Genomic DNA, 15842 nt, shown 5'->3' on the forward strand with positions numbered 1-15842 from the left:
CCGCGCGGGGGCCGTTCAGGGCCTCATGCGGGCGGCGCCCACGACGGCGTCCTCGCCGGAAAGGCCGCCGGCGTGGCCCGGGTCGCTGAACGTGCCCTCCCGCCGCACGGTGTGCCAGCGCAGCCGCACGCCCAGCAGGGCCGTCGCCAGCGACTGGATGACCACGAGGTACATGAGCTGGCGGTAGACGAACTGCTGGAGCGGCAGCACCCAGAGCGCCGAGGCGCGTTCGCCGTCCAGGCGGAGTGCGTACCAGCCCGTCAACGCCTGCACCACCACGAACCCGGCCCACACCGCCACGACCGGGAGCGGATCGCCCAGGACCGTGTTGTAGATCGCCATGAGGTCCACGACAGGAGCGAGCAAGGGCAGCAGCACCTGGAAGAGCGCCAGGTAACCGAGGCAGCGGCGGCCGAAGCGGCCGGGCTCCAGGACGGAGCGCCGATGCTTCCACATCGCCTGCATGGTGCCGTAGCACCAGCGGTAGCGCTGCTTCCACAGCTGGCCGAGCGAGGTGGGAGCCTCGGTCCAGGCCAGCGCCTTCTCCTCGTAGACCACGCGCCATCCGGCCCGGCACAGCGCCATCGTGAGGTCGGTGTCCTCCGCCAGCGTGTCCGCGCTCACCCCGCCCAGTGCCACGAGCGCCGAACGCCGGAACGCCCCGATCGCGCCGGGCACGGTGGCCATGCAGTCGAGCAGCTCGAAGGCGCGCCGATCGAGGTTGAAGCCGATGACGTACTCGATGTGCTGCCAGCGCCCGATCATGCCGCGCCGGTTGCCGACCTTGGTGTTGCCGCTCACCGCGCCGACCGCGGGGTCGGCGAGCTGGCGGACCAGGTGACCGATCGTGGCGGGCTCGAAGACGGTGTCGCCGTCCACCATGACGAGCAGCTCATGGGCGGCCTGGGCGATGCCGGTGTTGAGGGCGGCCGGCTTGCCGCCGTTGGGCCGGCGGATCACCCGTACGCCGGGCAGCGCCAGTGCCTCCGCCAGCTCGGCGGTTCCGTCGGTCGAGCCGTCGTCGACGACGAGGATCTCGAGCCTTCCCCGGTACGTGGTGTCGACCAGCGACCGTACCGTCGCCTGGATCCCGGCCGCCTCGTTGTAGGCGGGCACGATCACGGTCACCGGCGGGGGCGCGGACCACACGGGCGCGCGGCCCTTGCGCCGCCTCCCGCCCCTGTTGCGCGCCGCGTGTGCCCACGCGAGCGAGGCGAAGAGGCCGAGCCGCCCCAAGGTGAGCGCTCCCGCGGCCAGCAGCACCCATGCCAGCACGCCGGCGAACGTCTCCGAGGCGCGCTGGACCAGGTTGAGCGCCGAACCGACGAACCGTTCCGCTCCCCCGGCCCGCTGGTGCGCCGAAGGCATGCCGAGCGCGCCGGTCACCGTGACGGCGCGGTAGCCCTTGCCGGTCAGCTCTCGCAGGACGGCCCCGACGGCCTCGACGGTCTGCCGCCTGTCGCCACCCGAGTCGTGCATCATGACGATGGCGCCCCGGCCTCTGGCCGGCAGCGCGGCGGCCGCGATGTTCGTCGCCCCGGGGCGGCTCCAGTCCCTGGTGTCGAGGTCCGTCAGCGTGACGAGGTAGCCCTCGGCCGCCAGGGCTTTCATGCCCGCCCACTGCCGCCCGGAGATCGCCGCCGGGGTCGAGGAGTACGGCGGGCGGGCCAGCGTCGTGTGCAGCCCGGTCGCTCCGGCCAGCGCCCGCTGCGTCAGCGACAGCTCCAGCTTGAGCCGCCAGCCCGGCAGCGCCGCGAGGTCGGCGTGCGAGTAGGTGTGGTTGCCCAGCTCGTGGCCCTCGTCGACGATGCGCCGCGCCAGCTCGGGGTATTTCGCGACCTTGGAACCGACGGTGAAGAAGGTCGCCTTGGCGCCGTACTTCTTCAGCATGTCGAGCACCTGCGGGGTCCAGGCCGGGTCGGGGCCGTCGTCGAACGTCAGCGCGATGGTCCTGGCCGGCAGGCGGGCGCTGGATGGCCCGTTCGCCGTGATGTTGAGGACGGGGCCGCCGCGCCGGACCTCCTCCAGCTCCGGGGACGGGGGGTCGGCGGCGGGCGGGGGCGCCTGGGTCTCGCCGACGACGTTGGTCACGTACCCGTTGAGCACCAGGGCGGCGGCGGCCAGCAGCATGCAGACGGCGAGCGGGAACCAGTGGCCCTTGGGGTCGGCCGGGGGCCTCGCGGTCGGCTCGGGCCGCTGTGCCGGCGGGTGCGGCGGTGGTTCGTCCTGTCGCTGAGCGGCGTGGTCCTGCCAGGCGGGGAGCGGCGCGGCCGGCCAGACCCGCCTGTCGGGCCAGGGTGGGCCGTTCACTTCTTCGGGCCCTTCGTCCGGTTCGGATCGAGTCCCGGCGGCGTCTTGGTCTGGCCGGGCGGCTCGTTGTCCGTGGGTTCGGCTGTGGGATCGGCCGCGGGATCCGTCGTGGGATCGCTGCTCGGCGCCGGATCCGTGCTGGGCCGCGGCGTGGGCCGCGCCTGCCGCGGCGAGGTCTGCCCGGACGTCGCCGCCGGCCGGACCTCGCCGGTGGCGCTGGGGGTCGGACGGCGCGACGGCGGGCGGGTCGCTTCCGGGCTCGTCGCGGAGGGGGTCGGCCGCTCGGACCGCTTCGGCGAAGGCGTCGGCGTGCGATCCGGCGAGGCCGTGGCGTCCGCCGCTCCTGAGCGGTCGCCCGGCCAGCCGTTCACCGAGAGCGTCGTGCTGGAGAACATTCCGGCGATCACGACGCCGAGCAGCGCGAGAGCCAGGACGCTCGCGGTGATCGAGCCGACCATGATCAGCCTTCGACGCCGTCCGCTCTGGTTGACGAAGACGGCCGTCGTGTTCTGTTGCTCAGGAGGCACGCGGAAATCGTAGTGACAGGGAGCAAAGTAGAGAAACTAGGGCATTCTTGACATCAGCCTCAAAAGTCACCAGACACGCCCAGTCAATGGTGCGGCGGCGGTCAGGGCCTCAGCCACGCGCCGAGGGCGGCCGTCAGCGTGACCGTGTCGGCGGGACCGAGGCCGGACGCCCACGCGACCGCCCCGTCCGGCCTGACCAGCGCCGCCGCCAGGTCGTCGCGATCCCGCACGCTCGCCTCGACCACGTCCAGCGCCCCGCGCCACGGCCCCGCCGCCTGCGCGACCTCCGGCTGCGACGGCGCGTGGACGAGCAGCGCCCGCCCGCTCCCGCACAGCCCCGAGATCGTGCGGGTCTCCCCCGCGCTCGTCACCAGCCGCAGGTCCGGGCAGGCGCGACCGGCCAGCGGGTGCGTGGCGGGGTACGGGAGCGCGTACCGGGTGCCGAGCCCGTTCAGCATCCGGCCGAAGTAGCGGTTGACGTCGGGGAAGTCGAGCAGGTCCGACACGATGTCGCGCATGGCCGCCACGTGCGCCCCCGGCCGCAGCAGCGCGGACTGGGCGCGCGTGTTGTGCAGGACGGCGGCCCCGACGGGGTGGCGTTCGGCGGTGTAGGTGTCGAGCAGGCCCTCGGGGGCGCGCCCGGCGAGGGTGGCGGCGAGCTTCCAGCCCAGGTTGACCGCGTCCATGAGGCCGAGGTTGAGCCCCTGACCACCGCTCGGCGAGTGGACGTGGGCGGCGTCGCCCGCCAGCAGGACCCGGCCGATCCGGTACGCGGCCGCCTGCCGCGCGCCGTCGGTGAACCGCAGCGGGCCCTTCACCTGCGGGATCTCGACGTCCACGCCCGCCACCCGGAGCAGGCTCTCGCGCATCTCCTCGGCGGTCAGCGGCAGCCCGCGATCCTCGGGGAACCCGTCGAACTCGATCGTCGCCACCATCCCGGGCGCCCACATCAGCCTGCCCGTGGGGGTCCAGCCCGGCGCGGGGAGCCGGTCGAGGCCGGGGGCGTCGGTCAGGACCCGCCGTACGACGCTCGTGGGCTCGGTGCCCGGGAAGTCGAACCCGGCCAGCTTGCGCACGGACGAGCGCCCCCCGTCGCAGCCGACCAGGTACGGCGCCGAGAAGCGCCGCTCCCCGGCCGGGGTGGCGACGGTGGCGGTGACGCCGGAGTCGTCCTGGGCCAGGGCGACGACCTCGTGCTCCCGCAGCACGTCGGCCTCCCCGAGCTTGGCGAGATGTTCGGCGAGGACCCGTTCCAGGTCCCGCTGCCAGATCAGCGCGCCCACCCGGTCCGGCTCCTCCTGCAGGGCGGGGTCGATCTTGAAGATCTGGGCGAAGTGGCCCTTCTCGCTGCCATGCTCGCGAGCCTTGTCGGCAAGCCCCTGCTCCTGGTACGCGGCCAGAACCTCGCCCAGCCCGCGGCGGCGCAGCGCCTCGGCGGCCAGCGGGCCGATCCCGCGCGCCTTGGGCTCGGCGCTCGGCTCGGCCAGCCGCTCCAGCACCAGCGGCCTGGCTCCGGCGAGCCGTAACTCGGCGGCGAGCAGCAGCCCCACGGGTCCGGCCCCGACCACGATGACGTCGGCGTCCATCGTCCCTCCCAAACTAGACTAGACCGTCTCGTCTCGTAGACTAATACCCATCCGGAGAAAGTGGGTACAGACCATGGCCGACCTCGGCCCGCGACGCTCCCCGGCCAAGCGCCGGGCGATCCTCGACGCCGCGATCAAGGTGTTCACCGACCAGGGGTACGCCAGGGCGAGCGTGGACGCCATCGCCGCGGCGGCGGGAGTGGGCAAGCAGACGGTGTACGGCCATTTCGGGGACAAGGAGCAGCTGTTCCTGGCCGCGGTCCAGGAGGCCAGGACAGTGGTGGGCGCCGCCCCCGCCCACGAGCCCGACAGACCGGCCGCACAGGGCGTGGCCGGTCGGCCGATCGTCTTCAGCGGCGATCCGCACGACGACCTCACCGCGCTCGGGGAGCAGATCCTCGACATCGCGCTCTCGCCGCGCGTGTCCGCGCTGCACCGGCTGACCATCGCGGAGGTGGCGCACCACCCCGAGCTGCAGCGCACCTGGCGGGCGAGCTCGGCGTCGGCGGACGGCGCACTGGTCGGCTACCTGCGGGGCTGCGACGCCGACGGCCGCCTGCGGGTCCCGGACCCGGCCAAGGCGGCGCGCCAGCTCTCACACCTGGTGATCACCGAGGGCCGGGTCGAGACGGCGTACGGGATGCTGCCGCTGCGGCCCGAGCGGCGGCACGCCATCGCCGCCGACGCCGCCGACCTCGTCGTCCGCGCCCACCGCCCCTGACGTCACCTAGTCGTCCCGGAATTAAGAAGAGCCGGAGACAACCCTTTTGGACGACCCTATCTAGCGATTATTACGTTTCGTGATGCGTCTTGAACAAATTGCAAGAGACGCATCACATCTTGGGGTGCCGAGAAATATCCTGTTTGCCACGTGGGTGAGAGCTCGGGGGTGTGTGTGGAGGGGCATGTAAGCGCATGGATAGAAAGCACCCTGGAACGAAATGGTGAGATGTCCGATCTGTCGGTCTTGGGCATCAAGTGAACATTGTGACCAGTGTTCCTGGCGCGTTCGTACACCGCTCATTCTCGGGCAATTGACACCTGAGCTGCACCGGAATTTCCGTTTTCACCTCGAAAGCGGCCAAGCCTGGCACGACATCTGTGCCGCGCTCCGGGCCGCGGGGGCACCCGGCGAAGAGGATGGGCAACTGCTGCAGGAGCTGCTGGACCGCGCCGTCAGAGGCGACTCGGCACCTGATGAGACGGTCGCGAGCTGCCGCGCCCGGCTGCGCACCGAGCGGACGCCCCGCTGGCCGCTGAAAGACGTGTTGAGCCAGATGCTCGGCCATGTCATCAACGGCGAGATCTCCGGGCTGCTGGTCGTCGGCCTGGGCGCGGACCGGGTGGTGGCGCGCAAGATCAAGGCGGGGCAGCACGGGACGCCGCTGGAGGTGGACGGCCCCGACTGGAGCAGGACCTGGGAGGAGATCGGCACCGGCCTGCCGGCGGACCGCACGATCTGCCGGTTCGTCCTCGCCGGCGGGGTGGGCGACCAGCCCGACGACGCGCTGGACGCCGCCGCCCACGCCGAGGCCCTGCACGCCCAGCTGGACAGCGCGTACGCCCTGACCAGCGGCCGGGTGGCGCTGGCCCTGGTGCTGGACCGGCCGGGCTGGCCGCTGCTCGACCGGGTGGCGCGGGAGCTGGCCCAGCGCCGCCGGCCGGTCGCCGCCCTCCACGGGGAGGACTTCGACAAGGCCGTCCAGCGGATGATCGACCGATCGCCGCTGCGTGAGCCGTACGCGCTGGTGCTGGGCAGGATCGACGCCGGCGAGGGCACGGCCTCGCTGGTCACGCGGACGCTGTTCGAGGCCGGCACCGTGCCGGGCAAGGACGTCCAGCAGGCGCTGACCGTCCAGGGGCCGGAGGCGATCAGCGCCGGGGTGTGCCTGCCGGTGGTCAGGTTCACCTGGGGGCCGCCGGAGACCTGGGAGCTGGTCGGCAGCGGCTTCCTGCCGCTGGGGCCGGGCGAGAGCACCGGGCTGCGGGCGGTGCTCGACGGCGTCGACCGGGTCCGCCTGGTCGGCCAGACCAAGGAGGTGCAGCCCGACCGCAGATCCTGGTCCGAGCTCTACAGGTCGTTCTCCGTCTGGACGCAGCGGCGGCGCAGCGTCGACCTGGTCTTCCTGCTGGAGCTGAACACCACGGAGGACAAGATCTCGCTCGACCGGCGCGGGCTGGTCCGCGAGGTGATCGCCAAGGCGAGCCGGGCACTGGCCGCCCGCGATCTGCTGCGGGTGGGGCTGGTGGGCTACCGCGACCACGGCAGCCGGCGGCTGTACCGCACGGAGCCCGCGACCGACACCTTCCCGCTCGGCCGTCCCGAGGAGGCCCGCGCCCGGCTCGACGACTGGGGCAACGGCCCGGCCCATCCCACGACGGCGGCGCTGTCGGACGCGTTCCACGCGGCGTCGGAGATCCCGTGGCGGGATCACAGCGCCCGGTTCGTGGTCACCCTCGGAGATCGCATGCCCTGCGGCACGGATCATTTCAGCAAGCTGACGCCGGAGATCTGCCCCGAGCGGCATTCCTGGAGGCGCGGCCTCGATCAGGTCAAACGGGACGGCGCGAGTTGCCTCGCGGTGGTGAGCGGCAGGCGCCGGATCAAGGGGGACCGATCGTGGGAGGCCATCGGCGAGAACGGCAGCTTCGACGCGGACCGGGTCACCGCCGACGATCTCCTGGGGGCCCTGGGGCTGGCGGGCGACTTCCCGTTCGCGCAGCTCGCGGCCGGTGAGGAGGGGGCATCGTGACCGAGACACCGCAGCCGCCCGTACGGCGCCTGCCCGACCGCCTGCCGGAGCTGGAGGCGGGGGCCGGATCCCCCGCGCGCCCGCCGGTGGACCCGCCCTTCCCCGACGACGACACCGACGTCCCGTTCACCCCGCCCGCGGACGCGGACAAAGGCATGCGGATCGGCCTGTGGGGGGCCAGCGCCAGCGGCAAGACGACCTTCGTCAACGCGCTGGCCCACGTCGCCAACAACACCACCGACTACGGCAGGTGGCGGGTCATGGGCATGGACGACGGCGAGCGGACCTTCCTCACCGAGGGCAAACAGCGCCTGGTCAACGAGGGCGGTTTCCCTGAGGCCACCAGCTCCGGCAGCGAGCTGCGCTTCGGCTTCTCGGGGCAGCGCCTGGACGGCACGGAGACCCACTTCGTGCTGCACGTCCAGGACCGCCCCGGCGGCGACTTCCACGACCGCAGCGCGGACATGGAGCAGGTGGCCTCCCAGCTCGCCCAGTGCCAGGGCTTCGTGCTGCTCTTCGACCCGCTCCGGGAGCGGCGCGACTCCAACAGTGGCGACTACCTGTTCGGCATGCTGGAATACATCACCACGCTGCTGGTCAAGGCGGGAGACACCAAGCTCTACCTGCCGTTCGAGGTCGCGGTCTGCGTGACGAAGTGGGACGACCCAGGCGTGTTCATGCCCGCCCGCGCGGCCGGCTGGGGCACCCAGGACAGACCGGACGGCGCGCCGCGGGTCAAGGACCCCGACGCGAAAGCCTATTTCACCTGGGCATGCCGCTATTTCGGCGCCGACGTCGGGCAGCGCGTCGACCGGATCATCGAAAAGTATTTCGATCCGGCGCGCACGTGCTATTTCGTCTCCTCGTCCGTCGGTTTCAGGCGGTACGACGGCGAACGTTTCGACGCGCGCAAATTCGCCAATGTGCAGGGAAACCGGATCAGCCAGATCAATCCGATCAATGTGATCGAGCCCTTTCTGGAGCTCGAACGAAGGCTCCGGAGAAGGCGATGAACGCGCGGAGCGTGCTCTCGGAGTGGGCGGTGATGTCGAAGCCGCCCGGCGCCACAGACGACTACCGGATCGTCGACTGCAGCCTCGGCCAGGACGATCACATGCGGTTCGAGCAGCTCATCAGGCTCGTCAACCCGGGCACCCCGCGCGGCCGCCGCGACGGGGCCATGGACGCGCTGCCCTGGGTGACCTTCAGCGCCCCGGAGGCCAGCGGCGACGGCCGGCGCTGGTCGGCCGTGGCGGTGCGGGAATGGTCGGACGAGCTCGACGCCAGCGACCGGGCGATCATGCCGACGCGATACTTCACCTTCCCCTACGAGGACGGCGCCCAGGCCGGCATCGGCTACCGCGACCTCTACGAGGCCGTCCTGCGCAGCCCGTCGCCGGGCCCGAGCGGCGAGCAGGTCAGGCTGGAGCCGCCCGGCCTCGGCGGCGTGCGGCACACGGCCGAGCAGGTCGGGCTGGAGTGGTGCGCCGGAGTGGCGGCCCTGCTGCTCGAAGGGCCGGTGGTGCTGACCGACGCGCCCCCGCTGAGCCCGCGCGACCGGCTGGACTGCCTGGACGCGGTCGTCGCCTTCCTCCCGTACGGCATCCGGGCCTCGCTGACGGCGAGCACGTGGGCCGACAACATGGTCGACCATCGCATCCGGCTGATGTTCGGCAAGTGGGCCAGGGCGCGGCAGCTCGAAGTGCGCTGGGGCGCTCCGCCGCCGCTCCCGGCCGACGAGGACGCGCAGGTCTACCTGCGCTGGGTCTCGGGCATGCTGGAGTCCGGCCCGGACCGGCTGCTGCACCGGCTGAGCGGGCTGCGCGAGCCGCTGGAGTTCAGCAGCCCTCAGCTGCGCGTGGCCCTGGAGCGGCTGCAGGACAGCAAGGCGCTGTCGGTGATCCACCGGCTGGACGACGGCGTCTCGGCGGAGGAGCAGCGGGCCGCGGTGCGCGACCCCTCCTTCGAACGGCTGACGCAGGCGCAGCGGACCGAGCTGCTGCGGTGCCTGGTGGAGCGGGCCGAGCCCGAGGATCTCGCGGTGCTGGACACGCACTGGCCGTCGGTCGCGCCGGTCGCGCTGGCGCTGGCGGGCCGGCGCCTGGCCGTACGCGATCCGCACCTGGCCCGCGCCTACCTGAGGCTCGCCGACCAGCACGGCCGGCGCGACGACTGGCTGGCCGGCCTCCTCGACCAGCCTGCGGTGCCGGACGAGGCCGCGATCCCGCTGCTGGTGCCGGGCGGCCCGCCGGGGCTCCTGACCTGCGCGGCCCTGCTGGCCCGGCCCCTCGCCCTCTACCGCCTGATCACCCAGCTCGTGGCGGAGAACTCGGCGGAGGACCTGCGCGCGTGGGTGCGCCAGTACACCGCGCGCGACTTCGCCGACTCCTGCCCGACCTGGCTGCTGGCCTACGCCTCGGTGCTGCGGACGCCGCCCAAGCCGCCGCCGGAGGCGACGCTGACGAGCCTGCACGACGTCGGCGGCGACATGGCGTACGTCATCCTGCTCCGGGCCGCGGCCGACGCGTCGCGGGTGGAGGTGGTGCTCCAGCCCGCGCCGTACTCCCACCTGCTCGGGCTGGCGCGCGGACCGGCCGCTCCCGCGCGGGTGGAGCTCGCCAAGCTGCTCTCCGACATCGGGCAGGCGCCGGTCGAGGCGGGCGCCCTCCTCGACGTGCTCGCCGTCCTGCTCGGAGTGGAGCCCCGCTGGGCCCTCGCGGCTGAGGGCCACGCCGTGCGACGCTACGCCTCCAGCTTCTTGAGGGTCTGGGACCAGCTTCCGACGCCGCAGGTCCGGCTGGACGTGGCCCGCCGGATCGTCTCGCCGCTGGACCACCGGCACCCCCTCCTGAACGAGCTCAGGAGGCGGGAGAAGGTGCTGGCGGAGATCGTCGACCGGCAGCGGATCACCGCCGACCCGGCCGTGCGGTCCCTGCTGACGGCGGCCGAGAACGACGCCCGGCCCCCGCAGCTGGCCCTGCTGTGGACGCTGGCGCTGGAGTCGGTGGGGGCGATGTTCCACCCGGGGCCGCTCCTGGCGCGCTGGCCGAGCTCCCACGACCCGGAGGCCGTCCACGAGCTGCTGCGGCACCTGCAGCAGGAGTCGCTCCGGCGCGGCGTGCTCTCCGAGGCCGGCTGCCGCAGGCTGGTGGAGGCCGTCATGCACCACCAGGGTGTCCCCCACTACGCCGAATGGGTGCGCCGCCAGGTGCCGCGCGACATCGATCGCCTGCGTGCCGAGATCCACCGCCTGGAGTGGCTGCTGGAGAGCGCGAACGCCAAGCGCGCCGGCAGGCGGCCGAGGGCCGCGCGCACGTTGCTCGACCGCCTGCGGGAGCTGTTCTTCGGCCGCGGCGGCACGACCGACCGGGAGGACACGTGAGGCTGGGCATCGACGCGGGCCGGGCGTACGTCAAGGTGGCCGAGGTGGGGCCGTCGGGGCCGAACCTGGTCGTGCAGCTGGGCGCCGCCGCGCGGTTCGAGGGCAGCCCCGACCGCGTGGTCCTGGCGGTCGGCGAGGGCGCCGGAGAACGCGCGGCCGCCAACGCCCGCCGCGCCGGATTCCACGACTTCACCACCCTGAGCCTGCCCAGGGCGGTCCTGCTCCACCTCGGCGCGGAGCGGCGGGTCCGGCCCGGCCGCCGGGTCCTGCTGTGCGACGTGGGTGCCGCCTGGATCGACCTCTACCTGTGCTTCTTCGGCCACTCCGTGATCTACGTCCTGGACAGCGAGCATCGGGAGTCCCTCGACCTCGGCGCCGCCGTCGACCGGTTACAGGGCGCGAACGTCACCGACCGCCAGTTCGACCGGCGTGACATGGCGTCGGAGGCGCGTTTACGGAAGCTGCTCGCCCATGTCGCGCGCGACGAGGCGTGGGGCGACACCCGGGCCTACGGGCGCCTGAAGACCGCGCAGATCTACGAGCTCGTCCGCCAGGTCGCCGGCCTGGCCGCGAGCTCGGCCACGCTCATGCGCGAGCGGCTGGGCGACTTCGGCAGCCGGCCCGGCGACCTCCTGGTCCCGCTCGGCGGCGCCGGCACCTTCCCCCAGGTGCACCAGGCCCTTCGCGACGCGCTCGGCCTGGACGAGCGGGCCGTGCTCCTGCTGTCGCCCGAGGAGGTCGTCAACGCCGCCGCGTACGGCGCGGCCAGGGTGGCGGCCGGCCAGGACGGGCACGACCGCTACCCCCTGCGCCTGTCGGTCGCCGCCCACCGCTTCGAGGGCGCCGAAGCGCTCGGCGAGTGGCTCGAACTGGCCGCCCCTGGCCGGCTCCGGCTGGGCGGCGAGGCCGTCTACGCGCGCGAGCGGAGACAGCCGGTGCTGGTCGAGGACGGCCACCAGGTCGTGGTGGCCGTCGGCGACGACCCCTTCGCCGGCCGGCAGCTGACCTTCGACCACCGGATCAGCCGCGGCGAGTATCACCTCGGCGTACGCGTCAGCCACAGCGGGCACGGAGAGCTGCTCTTCACGCCCGCGAACGGCGAACCCGCCCTGTTCTCCCTGCCCCTGGGCATCCTTCCGGCCTCCAGCGAATAGAGCCCTATGAATCCGTCAATCGCCCTGCAGAAGCTCGCCGGCATCGTCAAGGAGCTCAACCAGCCCGGCGACGCCCCGCTGGCCCGCCTCAGACTGCTGGAGTGCGCCTTCGAGCTGGCCGAGGAGGCGGTCAGGAAGTGCCCGGAGGACCTGATCATCGATGCCGCGGCGATCCTGGACAAAGCCCTCGCCGAGAGCACGGGGTTCAAGAAGAGCGTGCTGGCCATGCTCGACCGGGGCGACGTCGGAGCCACCAAGCGGGGCCAGATCGAGACGAGCCTCGACCATCTCGGCGAGCTGAGCGAGGACGTCGCCCTGAGGCACAACGCACAGATGCTGAAGCAGGAGGAGGAGAAGAAGGAGGACGATTCGTGAGGGCCCGGGCGGCCCTGGCCGCGCTGATGCTGGTGGCCTGGCCGCTGTCCGCGCCCGCGGCGGCGGACCCGGAGCCCACGACCCTGTACAAGGCGCTCGACCTGAAGGAGCAGCCCGCCGACTACATCGTGCTGCTCGACACGTCCGGGACGATGAGCTCGCAGCAGCAGGACGTCAAAGACCAGCTCAAGGGCCTGTTGAAGGCCAAGGGCGAGCAGGACGAGGTCACCCTGGTCCGCTTCGACCGCAGGCCCTACCACCGCAGCGTGCTGGAGACGGACAAGGACGTCGACGCCCTGCCCGCCCCCTCCGGCGAGTACACCGACCTCGGCCGGGCCCTGGAGTGGGTCGTAAGCTACCTGCGCGAGCACCCGAGCCGGCTGGCCGCGGTCATGCTCGTCAGCGACGGCATCCAGGAGCCGGCGCCGGGCAGCCCGTACGGCAGCGCGAACGGGCCCGCCTGGGACAAACTGCGCGAGCAGGCCGCCGAGCTGAAGCCCCAGCCGCTGCTCTACACCTTCCCGTTCGGCGGGACCGACGTCCGGCGCCACCAGGACGAGATCGTGGAGCGGGTCTTCCCCGAGAACGCGCAGATCCTGGACCCGCGGCAGAGCCAGTCCGCCGCCAAGGACCTGTCGATGGTCCGGGACGACTCGCTCCGCGCCGAGGCCAGGCGCCGGGTGGCGGCGGACCTCAAGCGGGGGGTCGCCGCCACCTGGAAACAGCCGAGCGTGCGGCTGGATCCGGCCCAGGGCACCGGCACGCTCACGCTCGACGTGCGCTCGCAGACCGAGGCGCTGCCGCTGGAGTTGCGCGCCGTCGAGGTCGTCGTCTCGGACGGCAAGGAGCGCGTGACGGGCCGCTCCACCCTGCCCTCGCCGATCCGGATCGAGCCCGGCCGCAGCGTGGCGGTGCCGATCGAGCTGTCGTGGGCACAGCCGCCTCCCGTCCGGGTCCAGCCGGTCGCCCTCGACCTGTCCCGGACCGTGCAGGTCAGCGCGACCGTGCAGACGCCGTGGGAGGGCGATCTGGGCCTGCTGGGCCTGAGCTACGGCAAGAAGAACCTCACCACCGACGCGGCCCGCGTGACCGGCACCTACCAGGGCGGCCCCTCGTGGTGGGCCGCCGCGCTCCTGGCCGGGCTCGCCGGGCTCCTGATCCTGGCGCTGCTGCGGTGGCGGCGGGCCGTGAAGTTCCGGCTGCCGAAGATGACCGGCGTGCTCTGGTCGGCCTACGTCAAGGACGCCGGAGACGCATGGGACGAGCGCACGCTGGGTCCCGTCCAGCTCGGCGGACGGCGGTCGGTGTACACCGCCGAGCTGGCTCCCGTACTGGACCTGCCCGGGGGCAGCGTCCAGGGGAGCGTGGACGTGCGGGCGGCCCCCGGCGGAGTCAAGATCACGTACGCGCCGGAGGGCGTCGCCGGCCGGAGCGACACCGCGACCTGCCCCCTCGGCCGGAAAGTGATGATCAACGGCGTCGAGTTCATCTACAAGACAACCAGCGAGGTCGGATGAGGACTTTCGAGAAGGTCGAGCTGAGCACCGGCGAGACGATCTGGGTGGCGGCCACCGTCACGCCCGCGGACCGGGAGCACGACGACGGGCCGCGGGACGTCGCCGGCGGCCGGGTGATCAAGACACTTCAGGGCTTCGGCGAGACCCTGGGCGGCATCGTCAGCAGCGTGCACAAGTCCCTGGCCGGGATCAGGCCCGACGAGGTGAGCCTGGAGTTCGGCCTGGAGGTCGGCTGCCAGGCCGGGGAATGGCTGGCCGGGCTCGCCGACGTCAGCACCAACGCCAGCGTCACCGTGACGCTGACCTGGAACCGCGCGGAGCAGGGCGAGCTTCCCCTGTGAGCCTCATGGCCCTCCTGGACCGGTGCGCCGTCGCCGTCTGCGGGCACGGCGGCGGCCTGCTGCAGGGGACCGGCTTCCTGATCACGCCCCGGCACGTGCTCACGTGCGCGCACGTGCTGGGCGCCCTCGAAGCCACCGCCGAGGGGACCAAGCTGGACCTGGTCCAGAAGGGGCGGAACGAGGTGCTCACCGGCACGGTGCGGCAGGCCCTGCCGCCGGACAAGGGCCCGGAGAAGATGTGGGCCATGCCAGACCTCGCCGTGGTGGAGATCGACGGCGATCCGGGCGAACGCTCCTGCGCCTGGATCGGCTTCGGCCCGGCCGACCTCGACGACCACCACCGGCTCGCGGCCTACGCCGACAGCTTCCGTCCCGCGGAGTACGCCCGCGCCCGCCTCAGGCTCACGCATCCGTCCTCCACCGTGGTGGACGACTTCGACGAGTACGAGCTGCGGATCAAAATGGTGGAGGTCACCGAGGGCTGCTCCGGCTCCCCGGTGATCCACCTCAAGAGCGCCGCGGTCCGCGGCGTCATGAAGACCACCCGCCGCCCCAACGACGACCTCGGCGGCCTGGCCGTGAACCTCCTGCAGCTGGCGCGGCTGCGGCCCGAGCTCTATCGGCGCATCTGGCGGGAGAACATCCGCTACCACGCCTCCGCCCCGGCCTGGATCAGGGAGCGGGCGGAGCGGCTGGACAGGCGTGCGCGGGCCGAGGCCGACCTGCTGATCCTGCTGGCCGAGCAGCCGCCGCCGGACGACCCGGCCGGGCTGCTCGCCCGCGCCAACCCGGGGCGGCCCGAGCCGGACCTCGTGCACGACTACTGGGACATCGCCCACCACGTGTTCGGCGACGACGTCGGCCGGGACCTGCATCCCGTGCTGGGGCTGATCAAGGAGCTGCTCCCGGTCCTCGGGCCGGGCGAGCGGGACCGGCTCCTGGAATGCGGCGCCCTGTGGGCGGAGATCGTCGACCAGGAGCGCGCCTGGCGCATCGCGCTGCGCAGCGCGGCGGCGGACCCGCCCTCGGAGGCGACGTCCGCAGTCGCCGTCCATGTCGGGCTCGACCTGCGGGCCCGCCAGGCCGGGGCGGCGCCCCTCTACCGGTACGCGATCGCCGAGTCGGACAGGCATCGCCCGGAGCGCAATCCCGTTCCGCTGCGCCGCGGCGAGCTGGAGAAGGAGCTGAAGAAGGATCTCCACGGCCCGCTGACCAGGCTCGGCCGCACCCTGGGCGAGCCCAAGGTCTACCTGAACCTGCCCGGCGAGCTGCTGGACCTCGGCGTGGAGGAGTGGACCGGCCTGGTGGAGCAGCAGAAGGACATGCCCCTGGGCACGCGCTTCCCGATCATCGTGCGCGACCACACCTCGGCCAGGGGTTTCCGGAACTGGCGCGACATCCGCTGGAACGCCATGAAGGACGCGCTGCCGCTCCCGCTGCACCAGATCGGCTGCCGGCACGAGCTGGTCGCCTACTCCGACAGCCGGCGGCGAGGCTGGTTCTCCGCGCGGATCGGCGAGCGCGCCGGGCTCGTGCTCGCCTGCGGCTCCGACGAGCTGCTCAGGTGCGCGATCGGATTCGGCGTTCCGGTCGCGCTGTGGTGGCGCTCGCCCTGCCCGGGGCCGGAGCAGAGCCCCGAGGCCGAGCCCTGCCCCGGGACGGTCAGGATGGCCCGCCTCACCGCGGAGCTCGCGCACGTCCGCCTCGCGGCGCTGCCGGAGAAGGTCAGGGAGCTGCGCGGCGAGGCTCAGGCCGACGAGAACGGCCATTGCGGTGCCGGTCTCGTCCTGCTTTTTGACGATCCTTTCGCCGCTGATTATCTGCGTTTCGAATATGACGCTTTCCATTCCTCCTGATCCGCTTAGACTCGAACCGAGGAGGCTGAATTGCAGTCGCC

Annotated in this window: 12 protein-coding genes; 9 read left to right on the top strand and 3 right to left on the bottom strand. The window is 72.7% G+C overall.

Translation table 11 applies throughout. The features are described 5' to 3' along the window. Positions 1 to 15: 15 nt before the first annotated feature. From ABZS69_RS12065 to ABZS69_RS12075, 3 genes are all read right to left on the bottom strand, one after another. On the bottom strand, positions 16 to 2310 hold the full coding sequence (locus tag ABZS69_RS12065; RefSeq protein ID WP_355370019.1) for a bifunctional polysaccharide deacetylase/glycosyltransferase family 2 protein: 2295 nt from the start codon (positions 2308 to 2310) through the stop codon (positions 16 to 18). Beyond that, positions 2307 to 2837: a hypothetical protein gene (locus ABZS69_RS12070; RefSeq protein WP_355370021.1), complete on the bottom strand. Its 531-nt coding sequence runs from the start codon at positions 2835 to 2837 to the stop codon at positions 2307 to 2309. The genes ABZS69_RS12065 and ABZS69_RS12070 overlap by 4 nt, the downstream gene beginning before the upstream one ends. Before the next feature lie 101 nt (positions 2838 to 2938). Then, on the bottom strand, positions 2939 to 4423 hold the full coding sequence (locus ABZS69_RS12075) for an FAD-dependent monooxygenase (RefSeq protein ID WP_355370023.1): 1485 nt from the start codon (positions 4421 to 4423) through the stop codon (positions 2939 to 2941). A gap of 73 nt (positions 4424 to 4496) precedes the next feature. Between ABZS69_RS12075 and ABZS69_RS12080 the strand changes: the two genes are divergently transcribed. From ABZS69_RS12080 to ABZS69_RS12120, 9 genes are all read left to right on the top strand, one after another. After that, the gene (locus ABZS69_RS12080) at positions 4497 to 5144 is read left to right on the top strand and encodes a TetR/AcrR family transcriptional regulator (protein ID WP_355370025.1); all 648 of its coding nucleotides are present in this window, start codon (positions 4497 to 4499) and stop codon (positions 5142 to 5144) included. A 313-nt stretch (positions 5145 to 5457) separates the two neighbouring features. Beyond that, positions 5458 to 7176 carry a hypothetical protein gene (locus ABZS69_RS12085; protein ID WP_355370027.1) on the top strand — a complete coding sequence of 573 codons (1719 nt, stop codon included), beginning with the start codon at positions 5458 to 5460 and terminating at the stop codon, positions 7174 to 7176. Then, entirely contained in the window at positions 7173 to 8189 is a 1017-nt protein-coding gene (locus ABZS69_RS12090) for a hypothetical protein (RefSeq protein WP_355370029.1), read from the top strand. Before ABZS69_RS12085 ends, ABZS69_RS12090 begins: the two co-directional genes overlap by 4 nt. Further along, positions 8186 to 10558, top strand: a complete 2373-nt coding sequence (locus ABZS69_RS12095; RefSeq protein WP_355370031.1) for a hypothetical protein — start codon at positions 8186 to 8188, stop codon at positions 10556 to 10558. The genes ABZS69_RS12090 and ABZS69_RS12095 overlap by 4 nt, the downstream gene beginning before the upstream one ends. Next, the gene (locus ABZS69_RS12100; protein ID WP_355370033.1) at positions 10555 to 11712 is read left to right on the top strand and encodes a hypothetical protein; all 1158 of its coding nucleotides are present in this window, start codon (positions 10555 to 10557) and stop codon (positions 11710 to 11712) included. Before ABZS69_RS12095 ends, ABZS69_RS12100 begins: the two co-directional genes overlap by 4 nt. 6 nt (positions 11713 to 11718) lie before the next feature. Continuing rightward, the gene (locus ABZS69_RS12105; protein ID WP_355370035.1) at positions 11719 to 12087 is read left to right on the top strand and encodes a hypothetical protein; all 369 of its coding nucleotides are present in this window, start codon (positions 11719 to 11721) and stop codon (positions 12085 to 12087) included. Next, positions 12084 to 13604: a vWA domain-containing protein gene (locus tag ABZS69_RS12110; RefSeq protein WP_355370036.1), complete on the top strand. Its 1521-nt coding sequence runs from the start codon at positions 12084 to 12086 to the stop codon at positions 13602 to 13604. Before ABZS69_RS12105 ends, ABZS69_RS12110 begins: the two co-directional genes overlap by 4 nt. After that, a complete protein-coding gene (locus ABZS69_RS12115) occupies positions 13601 to 13945 on the top strand; it encodes a CU044_2847 family protein (protein ID WP_355370037.1) in 345 nt (114 codons plus the stop codon). Before ABZS69_RS12110 ends, ABZS69_RS12115 begins: the two co-directional genes overlap by 4 nt. A 5-nt stretch (positions 13946 to 13950) precedes the next feature. Then, positions 13951 to 15801 carry a trypsin-like peptidase domain-containing protein gene (locus tag ABZS69_RS12120; RefSeq protein WP_355370653.1) on the top strand — a complete coding sequence of 617 codons (1851 nt, stop codon included), beginning with the start codon at positions 13951 to 13953 and terminating at the stop codon, positions 15799 to 15801. Positions 15802 to 15842: the final 41 nt, after the last annotated feature.

This window comes from Nonomuraea sp. NPDC005650 (genome assembly GCF_040605375.1).
Taxonomy (GTDB): domain Bacteria; phylum Actinomycetota; class Actinomycetes; order Streptosporangiales; family Streptosporangiaceae; genus Nonomuraea.

Excerpts from the sequence above, each read along its gene's own strand:
- ABZS69_RS12105 (WP_355370035.1), top strand. The coding sequence starts at position 11,719 with ATGAATCCGTCAATCGCCCTGCAGAAGCTCGCCGGCATCGTCAAGGAG.
- ABZS69_RS12115 (WP_355370037.1), top strand. The coding sequence starts at position 13,601 with ATGAGGACTTTCGAGAAGGTCGAGCTGAGCACCGGCGAGACGATCTGG.
- ABZS69_RS12095 (WP_355370031.1), top strand. The coding sequence starts at position 8,186 with ATGAACGCGCGGAGCGTGCTCTCGGAGTGGGCGGTGATGTCGAAGCCG.
- ABZS69_RS12120 (WP_355370653.1), top strand. The coding sequence starts at position 13,951 with ATGGCCCTCCTGGACCGGTGCGCCGTCGCCGTCTGCGGGCACGGCGGC.
- ABZS69_RS12075 (WP_355370023.1), bottom strand. The coding sequence starts at position 4,423 with ATGGACGCCGACGTCATCGTGGTCGGGGCCGGACCCGTGGGGCTGCTG.
- ABZS69_RS12080 (WP_355370025.1), top strand. The coding sequence starts at position 4,497 with ATGGCCGACCTCGGCCCGCGACGCTCCCCGGCCAAGCGCCGGGCGATC.